Here is a 13,439-nt window from a genome sequence, read left to right as displayed (position 1 = left end):
AATGATGCGAATTCATGCACGGCAAGCTTGTCCCGCTAGCAATGTATTTATCTAGGCTATACGTAGCGCGATCCGTCTGGATCAATGTCCAAGCTGCTTCATGTGCAACCTCATTATAGAAGAAGTTTTCATCCAAATATAGGGAATAGATGATTATAAATTCTTTTTTACATATGTACTCCTGTCCATCTGATGGGTATTTCTAATGCCTCTATCATTTACTACCGCTGCGTCTTCGTAATACGAAGCATGACAGCCGCTGCTTCCGCCCTGGTCATTAACGCATTCGGTTCAAACCTGATTCCTGCGTTTCCTTCAATCAGCCCATGCATTTCTGTAGCATATACGGCGTCATAAGCCCATCCAGCAATAAATTCATCATCAGAGAATCGCTTCGATTTCTGAACATCCGGAATAGACAGTTGCAAAGCTCGGGCGATTGTCACAACCATTTCAACCCGGCTTAACGAATGATGCGGACGGAAAGTACCATCCGGGTATCCACGAACAATATTCGCTTCTGTAGCCCACGCAATCGCTGCTTTGGACCATGTTCCAATCATGGCCCGATCTTTATATTCGGTCGTATTCTGGCTGTTCATATCATTCATTACTTTCGATAGCATCATGACGAACTCGGCCCGGCTAACGGCTGATCCGGTTTGAAGCTGCCATCTGGATAGCCTCTAATCAGTCCTAGATCGGCTGCCTCCAACACCTGCGATTCTGACCAATGTCCCACGATATCATGAAAATGATGAACGATTTCAGACGGACCGTTAGGATGGGGATCTGCGTGCTTACGTTGAATCACAACCTGATAGATCTTGGTTGTTCCATCTTCCGCACGTACGGCAAGTTCGATCAAGTTCTCTCCTTCTTGCAGCGTAATCACTCTTGCTGAACCGTTAAGCAGTGCTGTTCCGTTAACTTGTATGGTTGCTGCATGATGCTTCACTGCCACTTTAATGCCGATCTGTGCGGCTGTCGTTTCGGCCGTATATCTGGTTATTCCATTATGAAATACAGGATTCAATGTAAGGAGCGTTCCCTCCGCCATTAATTCCAAGGATTGAATGTCCGTATCGTTGGAATATGAGCCTGTGTTAGAACTGGCATAATCCACAGAATCATCTGATGGTGGACTAACCTGAGTAATCACGGCTTTGTTGTAATCGATGAGTGCCTTTTCCAAAGCAGCGAACGCCTCATCTACAATGATCTGCGTTACATCGGATTGATCCAATACACTCTGAGCCGTTCCTATAGCCATGGCGAACGCTGCACGAGCAATTGCTGGAAACTGACCGTTAGCGCTACCTTCCCGAGTGGAGTCGTACCGATTTCTTGCTTCATTCAATTTATTCTGGAGTGAAGCTTTATCGGCCCATGTCGTAACCATTCCGTTCAAACCAGGGCTTACGCCAGCAGCATTAAAAGCTACGACTGTGAATGTATAAGGAGTGCCTGGCTGCAAATCAATAATCGTATGTGAATACACACTAGAACTCACTGTTGCAACCGGAACGGAGTCCTGATTAACATAAATATGATAACCGCTAATCCCTGCCCTTGCTTCTGCTTCCGGCCAGCCCAATCCCACGCTATTCTGCGTCACATCATATACCGTTAACTCGCCGTCTCTCCAGACTGGTGCATCCGGTTCCGGCACGATCATAGCTCTATAGGAAATCACCGCTTCTTCCAAAACCTGCACAGCATTCGTTACCTCTACCTCTGTGGCAGCCGCATTGTCTACTACGACCTGTGCTACCGCTATCGCGGTCGTTAGATCCGCCCGGGCGATGGGCGGGTACTGGCCCGGAAGATATCCTTCCTCCGTCTCATCTAGCAGTTTTTGCGCCTCGGCGATTCTTGTCATCAGCATCGTTTTATCCACCTGCACCGCAGTATATTCAACCACATGCGCAGGATGTTTAACCCCATTAAGGGCTGCATCATAGACATAGACTCCAAAGCTATTGTATCCAGCAGAGACGGGCACTTTGATCTGGAAGCTGCCATCTGAATGAATGATTCCGTCAGCTTGCTTCCAACCGTTGCTCTCATATAAAGCAAATACGCGTATTGCCGAATAGTCCCCAACAATATCAATCATTAGATCCGATCGGACTAAACCTGATATCACTCCTTCGTTGCCTGTTACGGTAATAGCAGGCTCGTCGAGCTCGGATACAGGCGCATGATTATCAATCACAAACGGAGCTTGTTGGGACTGGATGTGGGAAATACTCGTACTGTCTCCAAACCATGGGATGATGACGTAACTACCTTCGTCTAATACGTATTGATCCATTAAGTCTGTAACAGACGCATCCCATTCCCTCACAATATAACGACCAACGCCTATACCTGTTTTAATCTCAACAATGGTTCCTTTCCAGGTCAAAGTCTCAGTCTCTGCGTCATAAACATCCAACGAAAAATAATCTAATGCCTGATTAATTGTATACGTAATATCTGTTGTTTTCGCTGCGCCATCCCCATTCGGAGAGAAGAACTTGGGATCTAATTGGATGTCTGTAACTGCATCTGGCTCATCCGCCATATTCATTGGGCCCATATACATCTGGTTCAACTGATGATTAGAGCTTATGTCCTTGTTCGGCTGAGCCTTCACTACAAAAGGCGTTAATCCGGCAAAAAAGACAACGAGTGTCAAAAAGCAAACCAACCACTTGTTACGAGAAATAGCTCTGGTCATTTACGACCTCCCTTATTCCAATCTGTTATATTGCTGCATAATTTCTTTGATACATTACTAAAAAATCACATGCGTCGCAATACAACTTTAGTTGGTTTTGATTCTTGCGCGAGATTGAATTATCGCATTTCAAATAGCCGAGTGAAGCGAGGTTAGCCCTCTCCCACTCAGCTATTTCATGTGTGAACGTTGCCGACTATGTTTTCATCGAAGGATACCGCTTCTAAATGCCAGAAAAAGCACCCGCCCATATCATTAATGGGACAGGTGCTTCTTACGTTTACAATCGTTATCTCCCTTACGAGGTTCTGCCGGCCTTGCTTCCCTTGTTGAATCCACCGGACTTCCGTTTATGGCCTTGGCTGTTCTTAGCGCTTGTAGCAACTTCCGACTTCAGCTTACGTGCCATCTCCGAATACGGATTGAGGACCGCCTCCGTCTTTGGCTTGCGCGCCGACTCCGTACTCGAATGACGGGCTGCGTCCGACTTCGGCTGACGTGCCATGTCCGCCTTCGGATTGCGTGCCGCAGCGGCCTTCGGTTTAGCAGGCTTGGTTGCTGCAGTGGTTTTGGCTCTTGCAGTTCTTGCCGAACCCGCTTTCGGCGATCGTTCCACCTTGGCGGATCTTAATGAGCTCGACATCGGAAAAGCATGGTCTTTCACTTCAGGAATGGACTTCCCGATTAGTTTCTCAATATCGCGCAGAAAAGGAAGCTCGTCCACTTCGCAGAACGAAATCGCCGTCCCGCTCAGGCCCGCGCGCCCTGTCCGGCCAATCCGGTGCACATACGTTTCCGGAATGTTCGGCAGGTTGAAATTAATGACATGCGACAGCTCATCGATGTCGATGCCTCTCGCGGCAATATCCGTCGCTACCAGCACCCGCGTCTCACCGCTCTTGAAATTCTTCAGCGCACTCTGGCGACTAACCTGAGACTTGTTGCCGTGAATCGCCTGAGCGGAGATATTCACCTTCGTCAGATCGCGTACGACGCGGTCAGCGCCGCGCTTCGTACGGGTAAACACCAAAGCCGACACAATGGATCGGTCCTTAAGCAGCTCATTCAATTGCTTTTGCTTATTTCCGGTTTCCAGTAGATAAACCGATTGCTTGATTCGTTCAGCCGTAGAGGACACTGGCGTGATCTCCACCTTCACCGGATTCTGCAATAACGTCTTGACCAACTGCGTGATTTCCGCCGGCATCGTGGCCGAGAAGAAGAGGGTTTGCTTTTTGCTCGGCATCTTGGCAATGATCCGCTTCACGTCATGGATAAAGCCCATATCGAGCATCCGGTCGGCTTCGTCCAGCACCAGTATCTCCACGTGCTGCAGATCGATTCGCTTCTGATTCATCAGATCGATCAATCTGCCGGGGGTAGCAATCAGGATATCGGCTCCTTGCTGGAGCGCGCGTTCCTGTGTCTTTTGCGATACACCGCCAACGATCGCCGTCGAACGCAGCTTTGTGAACTGGCTATACGCCCTAACGTTGTCCGAAATCTGCAGGGCAAGCTCACGCGTCGGGGACAAGATAAGCGAGCGAATAGGGCGTCCCATCCCCGGCTTAGGCGGCTTCTGATTCAACAGCTGGATCATCGGTATCGCGAAGGCGGCTGTCTTCCCGGTCCCGGTCTGAGCGCAGCCGAGCAAATCTCTGCCCGCTAATACGGCCGGAATGGACTGGGCTTGTATCGGCGTCGGCGTCTTGTAATTTTCCTTCTCTAAAGCCTTGAGGATGATGGGGGATATATTAAGATCATTAAATGTCATGGGTTCTCCTTTATGGTGAATACCTGTATATTTTTTGCATCACGTAATTTAGGGCATCTCATCAAGGAGTCTCCACAAGCCGTTTATTTACGTCATAACACATAACGATACCACAGATTGGCATAAAAAAAGAAGCGGAAATTTCGTTCCGCCTCAAGATGATGTTGTGAATCACTATACTTGGTAGATCGTCATTCCCGTTTCTTGAAAAGCCTTAATGTCCTCATCCGTTGCCTCGGTCCCCGTAATCAACGTATGAACGGCGCTATTGGGCGCTACCGTATGCAGGGATAGCTTATTTAGCTTGCTGTCGTCGGCAACCACGACAATCTCCCGCGAAGCCTTGATCATTCCTTGCTTGGCTGGTACGAGATGGGCTTCGGGATGCATCAGCCCATGCGCAGGATGAATCGCCGGAATGCCGATAAAAGCCTTCTCCACATGCAGCGAATCCAGCACATGATTCGTGAACATGCCGTTGAGCATATAACTCGACGGGTAGAGCTCACCGCCGGTCAGAATAACCTTTACGCCCGAAGCATCCCGCAGCTCGGCCGCCACGTTCATATCGTTCGTAACGACCGTAATATTGTTGCGGTTGACAAGATTCCTGGCAATGTGAAGCGTCGTCGTCCCTGAATCTATAATAATATGCTCGCCATCCTCAACCAGGCTGGCAGCCATCTTGCCTATGCGCATCTTCTGGTCCAAGTGGGTCGTCGAGCGTTCGCTGAAGGAAGGTTCATCATTCGTCCAATGCTCGGCAATAACGCCGCCATGCGTACGCTTAACCAACCCTTCCTGCTCGATCTCCATCAAATCACGTCGGATGGTTGCTTCATGAACGCCAAATTCCAATGCCAGTGCCGTCACCGTCGCCAGTCGATGTTGTCTTACATAATTCACGATCCGCAGCTTTCGCTCTGCAGCCAGCATGTACATCCCCCCGTTATATTTCCTATCTACTTATTATTGTAAGTTCTCTTCATTTGTTTGCATAGATGCGGATATATAAACATAGCGGGGACTTGAAACGGATGATCTCATACATTCGTCGTGCTCGTTGTTAATAACTACGACCTACACTCTCGCCCCGATCAACTCTCTGGCTCTGGCGGGATAATCGGTAATGATGCCCGAGACGCCATATTCGATGGCTTTCGCTATGCTCAGCTCATGGTTAATGGTATACGCATATACTTGCAGACCTTCTTCCACCGCATCCCTGGTATCCGCTTGGTCCAGCCGATTGAAATTAGGGTGGAGCGAATACACGTCCACGCCCGTGATCGCGGCCATCCGTGCATGGCGTACCGGCTTGCAGTCATATAACAACCCGATCTTCACGCGCTCATCCAGGCGCTTCAGATGCACGAGCGTCTGATGATCGAAGGAGGAGATGACCACGTTATCGATCCGGTTCATGCGTTTCATCAAGTCCAGTAACACAGGCTCAAGCGCATGTCCGCTAGTGTCCTTGATCTCGATATTGATCATGATATCCGGTGGAACCCGTTCGAACACCTCTTCCAATAATGGAATGCGCTCTCCTGCATATTTCTCGTCAAACCAGCTACCCGCATCCACCTGCTTCAGTTCCGCTGCGGTCATCTCGCGGATCTTGCCAGTTCCGTCCGTTGTCCGGTCAATTGTGTTATCATGACACACAATTAACTGTCCGTCCTTAGATAGATGAATATCAAGCTCAATCCCGTCGCAGCCTTGATCGAGTCCGAGCTGGAAGGAAGCCAGCGTATTCTCCGGTGCTTCCCCTGCCGCACCACGATGGGCAATTGTCATAATCTGAGGTGTACTGCTCATGTTCATATCACGCTCCGTGTAGTCTTATGAATGATTTACTCATTCGATGATTTGAATTGATCTTTATAATAAATGCTGACCAGCTTGCTGGTATTGGTTGAAGATACCGTTGAGGCAAAGCCAAAGGCAAGTCTGGCTCCACCCGGATGATTCATGTCTGGTATTTGGATACCCATCCCTTCCGGTTCTCTGAAAGGCAGCGTATAGCCTGCTCGGGAAAGCTTTCTCTCTACCGTCTCACCCGTAGTCAGATCAAGAGAGGTAATATACGTGTTGCCGTCCGGATACACCGAACCCGGTGAACCGTATGAATTGCCTTCGAGTATGTAGACATAGTTGCCGTGTTTCGTATAGCCCTGGAACGAGGATGGCAGTGACGGAATTTGAATTTTGGCAAGCGAGACATAGTTGTTCTGCTTTACTTGCTCCAGATCATAGACATCGAAATAATATACACCGTCTAAACGGTAACGCATAAGCAAATGTCCGTATTCCATGTCTACACTGGCTGTCGTATTGAAAGCACCAGGTACGATATCAAATTTGTCCAGCCAAGGCGTATTCGGGGTCACCACCGCGCCATCGGTAAAAGGAAATCTGGCCAGCTTCGTTCCTCTCCCGCCCGCTCCTTCATTCTCCGCATCCGTCTCGGTCCAGAGGTAGGCTACGGGCTCCCCGCTCTGTCCAATGCCTGGCTCCACCCCGATCGACACGCCGTGCCCGGCTCCCTTCACATACATGTAACTCAGCTTATTTCCGGCAAAATCCAGCTTCGTGATGCATAAGTCGCCGTTCGCGCTTCTGACCGATCCCGACACGGGGCCGCTCTCACCCGGCAACTGCAATCCACCCTGGACGAGCTGTGCTACATATATATGCTGATTCACATTATCGAACCCAATGGATTGGAGCACCGTTGCGTTGTGGACTTGCTTCTCGCGGATCAGCATCGTTGATGGCGTGCCCAGGTCGAACACCTGCGATGTCGGGATGCTTGCATTCGCATCGCCCGCAATCCCAAGCGTGGAACCAAACAATGTTGCGGTCAGAACCAGCACGCCGGCTTTCCTTAACCACCACTGTCCAAATTTTTTATCATTTAATCGAACGGATTCAGACTTAATCGTATTCAATGACACACACCTCCGCAATGGTTTTGTACTCTCATCTCATACCTGATAAACCCTGAAGAAACCGTGCAAGAAATTTATTGTCATTACCCTCCAATTCCATGAATCGAATGCGCTTTCAAGTGCATAACCTTATCGACTTGGTACCACCTCTCTTCCGTTCACCCATGCACATTCACCCTATAAATGTTCAATATCGAACATTTATAGGTCATATTATGCACAAAGTTATTCATTTCTGCAATATAATATTCGAATTTGTTATTCCTCTGAAAGAGCTACAACAAGAACTGATCCCAACCCAATGGGTTGAATCATAAGCTCAAGAGGTCGGGCATTGAACGATCAAGCGCGAGTGGCAGGGGAAGCTATACCATTCGCGCTCTTATAAGTTATGAAATAACACGAATTAGGCGCTGCGTTCCCGTTCCAGGAACACCTCAACTTGCTGCTGATGGTGCTGGTCATGGTGAATAAAGATATTCACGAATCTTTTAAATGAATAATTGCTGTTATCTATCCGGAACCGGGTCTTGTCATCATATTTCTGCTCTAGCAGAGCCAGTAAGATCTTGCGTGTCTGAATGACATCGTCTATGAGCACATCCAAGGATTCGTAAGATCGAGCCAACACGGCGGCTTCCTGATTATGCGACTCAATGTCCACGAACGACAACTCCGCTCCCTCCTCCATGTTCGGAACCATCGCGTCCAGGCTATTCTTGTCCCAATACATGATATGCGTCAAAAGTTCTCTCACCGACCATTTCCCTACTGCAATCGGCTTGAGCCATACGTCTTGCGCGGTTACCTTCAGCCTCTCTACCCATGGTAGAAACTCAGCAAACTGGCTTAACACCTTGTTGTTAGATTTCACGGTCATTTCTCATCCTCCTATAGTCCATATTGGTTATGAATACTATAGCGCAAAAAACACAAAAAACACAAACATTTGTTCTCTTTCCGAGATAACTTTTTGCCTATCCAACACTTGAAAGTGACGCGACGTCATCTTTTATAATAAACGTGTACGGTAGAACAAAATCGAACAGACTCTCAAAGAAGGTGAAGAATGAATGGATATTCCGTACTATGGGATGGTCGTTGTGACCATCGCCGTATTCCTGACGATGTACCTGCTGCGTAATCATCGAAAGTCCATGAAGAAGATGGGCTTCATCAGTTGGATCGCGCTCAGTGTGTATTTTCTAATTGAGTACATCGTCATTCAAAGAACGACCGCTCCCTATCAATGGCTCAAGCAGCCGATGAGCGACCTCGGGGTCACCACCTGCGGTCCCGACACGCACCCCCTTGCCTCCTACGTTATTTGTTCGCCCGGCCATCTATGGATGAATTGGACGTTTACCTTAACCGGGTTGTGTATCATCATGGGCGCGATCGGTCTTCATTCCTGCTGGCCAGCTTCGCGCCAGACGAGAATCGCCACGGCATTGTGGGTCGTTTATGGACTGAGTTACACGATATCGGGGATTATTCCCGCTGACGTGAATTTCCTCTGGCATACTTTAGGCTCGCTTCCCGGCATGCTCGTCCAGATTCCCGCCCTTGTGTTGATCGGACTTGCGATTCGTAAGGAGATGCCTCTGTTATCACGGTGGACCTTCTTCTGCGCACTGGTAACCACCTCCGTGCTCCTGTTGATCATGCTTCAACCTGTATTTACCCAATTTCCAGGTGGATTGCTACAAAGAATCTTCTATGCGGCTGCTTATGTATGGATGAGCGTAACCGCCATTGCGCTGTGGCTATCAAGAAGGTAATCCTCTCACAAAAAAAAGCTGGCCAAAGAACGGCCAGCTTCTTTTATGATCGTAGATATCATTTTCCGGCTCCCGACTGAACGGTGTGCCTGTATCTGAAGATCAAGAGCAGAATCACTACGATCAGAACCAGTGACATGCTGTTCGTGATGAGGAACGCGTAACCCACGCCCTCAACGGCCAGGCTGACGGCATAGACCTCCATTAATCCGATCCCTATCAGCAACGACCAGAACGTCTTCGGATTCAGATCCGCCACCGATCTCGTCCGGATGATCTGGATAATCTGCGGTATCCACCCGAACGACAGGATCACCCCGCCAACCAATTGAAACAAAGCAAAGAGCATCCCGATCCCCTCCATAAAGAAAGTATATGCCGGGTGCGCCTGGTGTGCAGCTTGGGCGGTGACGGAGTTAGCCACAAAAAATGGGGAAGTCCCTCTAACGCTTAATAAACACAATCTTCACGCCAACCACCTGATCCTGTGCATTCACGGCTTTGTATACACCATACGCGCCATCCCCCATGCCAGTGCGGGATACAACGCCTCCAGGAAGGATGCCCGCTTCTTCCCCGCTTTCCGTAAGATCGCAGCAGGCCAGATACCACTCGCTATCCGTATCGGCGTTGCCCAAAGACGCGTCCGGCGTACGGTAATGCGTAATATCAAAGATCACGGCCTGCCCGCTATCCACGCCAGCGACGAATGAGCATTTGATCCACTCCAGGAAGCCGGCTTGGTCGGTAACGGAGCGATGATATGCGGTTAATCTGGCGTTCGCCTCGCCCCAATCCCTGACTTCGGCCTTCTCGACTTCCCCTACCCAGGTCCCGGCAAGCACTGGCTCTACCACGCCCATGATAACGGAGTTTGCGTCCAACTCGTAACACGGGTCGGCAACAACCAATCGTCCCGAATTCACTTCAAAACTACCCAATTGAATAATCAAATAAGATTCCTCCTATCAACGCATAGATAATGCTATTCTAGCACAGGCACGTCTGACATCACTTGCATATCGATGCCCGTGCCGCTAATGCATAAGCGTTCCTTTGGGTTACCCAGCAACTTTTGCGACCAATCCACGAGGCCGCCGTCCACGAATTCCTGACCATTCAAACTAATTTTGAAATTCAGGCCTTTGTAATAGCTATTGTCGGTGGCTTCCTTGTTGACGACCCATTCAACATCCGGATAGATTGCCTGGAGACGAGCAGACATCCTGTCCACGAAGCCGCTGCCATCGGTATAACCCTTTCTCAGGTTCAGCGTGACTTGAAGCTTCTGCCCGAATCGCTCACCGAAATAGCGGACATAGTACTCGACATGCTTCGCCATGGCCTCTTTTTCAAAACCATATGAGCCCCTGTCCTTACCTGAGCTTACCAACGTGAACAATCCGAAATGAGGCAGTGCCTTGCTGCTCTTATATAGCTGCGCCCTGGTCGCTCTGCACGTCGCGGAGAGATGGATAGCGCCGTTGGCGTTATCTATCGTACCATGCTTGATGCCATCCGCCAGATAAATCGCCAGCATATTGGTGCTGTCGGCCATCAGCTCAACGCCTCTTACAGCAGAAACCACATGGTTCTGATCCACTTCGGCCATCACGGAACAGCTGCCCAAGAGACTCGCAGGAGAGAGCAATACCGGCGTGAAACCCGCGGTCTGCGCCAGTTCCAGCATGGCGATTTCTATTCGTTTGATGGCTAGGGGACTAAGGTCAGATGGCTTGACGAAGCGGTTGGTCGCATACTTGTTCAGTAGATTCTTCGGGGTGCTGCGGCTCGTCAATTCTGTAGATAGCGCAAGCCACAGGTCGATATTTCGGATGGCGACAGCTTCGCAACCAGGTCATGAATCAGGTTGTCCACTCCCGCCTTGCCAAGAATTCGGTTAAGCATATCGGAATCACTCATCGTACACCCTCCTCACTAAAATCCAAATTGCGGCGATAGGGATCGACACCCGCATTCTTCCAGCCTCTACTTCGGCGGCGCTTTGTCCGCCACGACAGTCAAAATAATGCCATGCTCCAGGAGCGCCTTCATTGCGCACAATACCATGGTAAAGCCACCCATCGAGTCGATCGCCTCCTGTACGATGTCGTCTCCCTCGCCCTCGAAGCCGGAATTGATCACAGTCACAAAGGTCTCCTGCTCGGAGATCTGCTGAAAATTCCATTCTACCTTCGTCGGCCAGGCTAGCACGATTCGCTGGTTATCCTCCACGTCCAGTACCTCGACGTCGCCCGCAACGCCGTACATTTCCCACTCCCAAGTTACATGCTTGCCGTTGTCCAATCGACCACTGCTCTTGGTGAACCAGAACTTCGTTGTCACCTCCGGATCGACAATGGCCTGGAACACTTCTTCCACCGGCCGTCGAATCAGCATACTGGTCCGGACCACCGGCGCTTCCTTCAAGTTCAACATCGTCATCGCAACTCCTATCATCCATTTTTTGTTATTTGCAATTGTTGTCCTCAGCATAATCCATTCAGAACGAAATTTCTAATGGAACATGAAAGTAGTTATCCAACCAAAAATAAGAACGAGCGGCGCCGGGATATTTCCCAGCCACCGCTCGTTCTATTATTTATTCATGCCCTATCAGGACAGCTTCTGTGCCGTCACTCTCGCAGAATGCTAATCCTGCGACAACAGATTGTACAACACCTGAGCCGCTTGAGCACGCGTCGTCTGACCCCGGGGGTCCAGCTTGCCGTTGCTGCCGCTCACGATCCCGCGAGCGACGAGCGCATCGATCGCTTCCCGGGCGTAAGGCGTGATCTGATTCGCATCGCTGTAGCTGTCCGTCGAGGCGACGTTTGCCGCCGCCGGCAGCTCGCCGAGCGTATCCAATGCGCGGTACAGCAAGGTGAACAACTCTTGACGGGTAATCGGACTGTCCGGCAGGAATCGGTTGTCTCCGGAGCCGTTGGCAATACCGTAACGCTTGGCTGTTGCAAGATAGTCGGTGTAGTATGTGTTGCCGGCATCGGCAAAGTTGTCCGCTGCATCAGCTTTCGGAGCGATACCGTAGCTGTTCAGCAGCAGGACGATAAACTGACCGCGTGTCACGCCGTCTCCCGGGCTGTAATGATCGGTAGCGGTACCATTAGTGATCCCTCTGGCTGCCAGGAAGCTGATCGCCTGAGCATGCCAAGCCGAAGATGGTACGTCAGTGAATACAACCGGGTTGTAGCCGATGATGAATTGCGAGAAATGCGTCGTACCGAACGTTACGGCGCGATTGCCAGACACATACCGACCGCGCAGCGTCTCCAGTTCACCTTCAGTGGTCAGAGCGTAGACGATGACCGCTTCCGGGCTTTCACCCGCTCCCAGTGTGTAAGGCAGAGAGACACGAATCGTGCGGCCGCCGAAGCTCTCGATCGCAGTTTCGCCCGCAAAGACGCTGATGTCATACACCGGGCGATCGCCTAGCACTTCCTTGCCCTCTTCCGTCAAGGAGGTCTTGCCGACGATGAAGCTGATGTCTCCGTCCGCTGTCTCGTTGCGGATGCTCCGCAGCGCTGCAGCATCAAATTGCAGCGTGCCCAGGCTGCCGAAGGACAACTTGATTGAAGCCGATGTGCCGCTAACCAGGGCATTGAATGCCTCTCTTGGAATAGTCAGCTGCACGTTGGCCGCTTGGCCTGGATCAACAATAAATTCGATGAGTGCTTGCTCGCCAGCAGCCTGCGCCAGCTTGGCGGCAGCGATGAGCTCTTCGACAATCTCCGCGGGAACTACCGCTACCGCATAGCCCGTCTTCTCGTCGATGATCGCGCCTATCTTGGCCGAAGTGGGTGGACGCGGCGTCTCTACTTCCGGCTGCTCGTTCCCCTTCTCATTTACAGGTGGCGGAGTTGTTGCAGGAGGCGGGAAGTATGATCCATTGTTAGGCGGCGGTGTCGTTGACGCAGGGACGACGACCTCGACAGCCGGTCCTGCGCTGTAGTACAGCTCGGTCGGCTCGGTAGCACCGGCATTGTAACCGGTTTTGGCCGCATAACGAACCTGGTACGTTCCCGGTGCCAGTCTGGTAATTGCATTATCCGTCGCACGGGTGTACGTCGCGCTGCTCGCCAGCTTGTACTCCAGCGCTGTCGTCGTGCCTGTGATCCGGCCGTCATGGACAGCTGTATGGCTAGGCGCAACGCCTGCCAGTCCCGAAGGTGTCAGCTCCAGGCGAG

Annotated in this window: 14 protein-coding genes; 1 reads left to right on the top strand and 13 read right to left on the bottom strand. The window is 50.6% G+C overall.

All coding sequences use genetic code 11. From position 1 onward, the window contains the following. Positions 1 to 221: 221 nt before the first annotated feature. The 7 genes from JCM10914_RS25020 to JCM10914_RS28640 all read right to left on the bottom strand — a co-directional run bounded on the left by JCM10914_RS25020 (position 222) and on the right by JCM10914_RS28640 (position 8,333). Positions 222 to 629: an S-layer homology domain-containing protein gene (locus tag JCM10914_RS25020; protein WP_081739892.1), complete on the bottom strand. Its 408-nt coding sequence runs from the start codon at positions 627 to 629 to the stop codon at positions 222 to 224. Then, a complete protein-coding gene (locus tag JCM10914_RS25015; protein ID WP_023966178.1) occupies positions 626 to 2,725 on the bottom strand; it encodes a cadherin-like beta sandwich domain-containing protein in 2,100 nt (699 codons plus the stop codon). The genes JCM10914_RS25020 and JCM10914_RS25015 overlap by 4 nt, the downstream gene beginning before the upstream one ends. Before the next feature lie 298 nt (positions 2,726 to 3,023). Next, on the bottom strand, positions 3,024 to 4,499 hold the full coding sequence (locus JCM10914_RS25010; RefSeq protein WP_023966176.1) for a DEAD/DEAH box helicase: 1,476 nt from the start codon (positions 4,497 to 4,499) through the stop codon (positions 3,024 to 3,026). A 174-nt stretch (positions 4,500 to 4,673) separates the two neighbouring features. After that, entirely contained in the window at positions 4,674 to 5,435 is a 762-nt protein-coding gene (locus JCM10914_RS25005; RefSeq protein WP_023966174.1) for a DeoR/GlpR family DNA-binding transcription regulator, read from the bottom strand. 144 nt (positions 5,436 to 5,579) lie between these two features. Beyond that, entirely contained in the window at positions 5,580 to 6,320 is a 741-nt protein-coding gene (locus JCM10914_RS25000) for a glycerophosphodiester phosphodiesterase (RefSeq protein WP_370570280.1), read from the bottom strand. A 35-nt stretch (positions 6,321 to 6,355) separates the two neighbouring features. Beyond that, positions 6,356 to 7,453 carry a hypothetical protein gene (locus JCM10914_RS24995; RefSeq protein ID WP_023966170.1) on the bottom strand — a complete coding sequence of 366 codons (1,098 nt, stop codon included), beginning with the start codon at positions 7,451 to 7,453 and terminating at the stop codon, positions 6,356 to 6,358. Between the two features lie 406 nt (positions 7,454 to 7,859). After that, complete coding sequence (locus JCM10914_RS28640) at positions 7,860 to 8,333, bottom strand: DinB family protein (protein WP_023966169.1); 474 nt, start codon at positions 8,331 to 8,333, stop codon at positions 7,860 to 7,862. A gap of 193 nt (positions 8,334 to 8,526) precedes the next feature. Between JCM10914_RS28640 and JCM10914_RS24985 the strand changes: the two genes are divergently transcribed. Next, positions 8,527 to 9,234, top strand: a complete 708-nt coding sequence (locus JCM10914_RS24985; RefSeq protein ID WP_023966167.1) for a DUF998 domain-containing protein — start codon at positions 8,527 to 8,529, stop codon at positions 9,232 to 9,234. Between the two features lie 58 nt (positions 9,235 to 9,292). Here the strand turns inward: JCM10914_RS24985 and JCM10914_RS24980 are convergent, their stop codons facing one another. From JCM10914_RS24980 to JCM10914_RS24960, 6 genes are all read right to left on the bottom strand, one after another. Continuing rightward, positions 9,293 to 9,583, bottom strand: a complete 291-nt coding sequence (locus JCM10914_RS24980) for a PQ-loop domain-containing transporter (protein ID WP_023966165.1) — start codon at positions 9,581 to 9,583, stop codon at positions 9,293 to 9,295. Between the two features lie 94 nt (positions 9,584 to 9,677). After that, positions 9,678 to 10,187: a DUF4241 domain-containing protein gene (locus JCM10914_RS24975; protein ID WP_023966163.1), complete on the bottom strand. Its 510-nt coding sequence runs from the start codon at positions 10,185 to 10,187 to the stop codon at positions 9,678 to 9,680. Positions 10,188 to 10,219: 32 nt separating this feature from the next. Further along, positions 10,220 to 11,032 carry a hypothetical protein gene (locus tag JCM10914_RS24970; protein WP_197286873.1) on the bottom strand — a complete coding sequence of 271 codons (813 nt, stop codon included), beginning with the start codon at positions 11,030 to 11,032 and terminating at the stop codon, positions 10,220 to 10,222. Further along, entirely contained in the window at positions 11,029 to 11,157 is a 129-nt protein-coding gene (locus tag JCM10914_RS31545; RefSeq protein ID WP_269433933.1) for a hypothetical protein, read from the bottom strand. Before JCM10914_RS31545 ends, JCM10914_RS24970 begins: the two co-directional genes overlap by 4 nt. A gap of 66 nt (positions 11,158 to 11,223) precedes the next feature. Next, on the bottom strand, positions 11,224 to 11,673 hold the full coding sequence (locus JCM10914_RS24965) for an SRPBCC family protein (RefSeq protein WP_036720041.1): 450 nt from the start codon (positions 11,671 to 11,673) through the stop codon (positions 11,224 to 11,226). Positions 11,674 to 11,886: 213 nt separating this feature from the next. Next, positions 11,887 to 13,439: S-layer homology domain-containing protein (locus JCM10914_RS24960; protein WP_036720039.1), on the bottom strand; the 1,553-nt coding region annotated here is incomplete at its 5' end.

Origin of the sequence: Paenibacillus sp. JCM 10914 (genome assembly GCF_001315105.1) — a bacterium.
In the GTDB taxonomy this organism is placed as follows: domain Bacteria; phylum Bacillota; class Bacilli; order Paenibacillales; family Paenibacillaceae; genus Paenibacillus_AQ.
The sequence above is the reverse complement of the archived record's forward strand: the minus strand, read 5'-3'. Positions and strand labels throughout refer to the sequence as shown.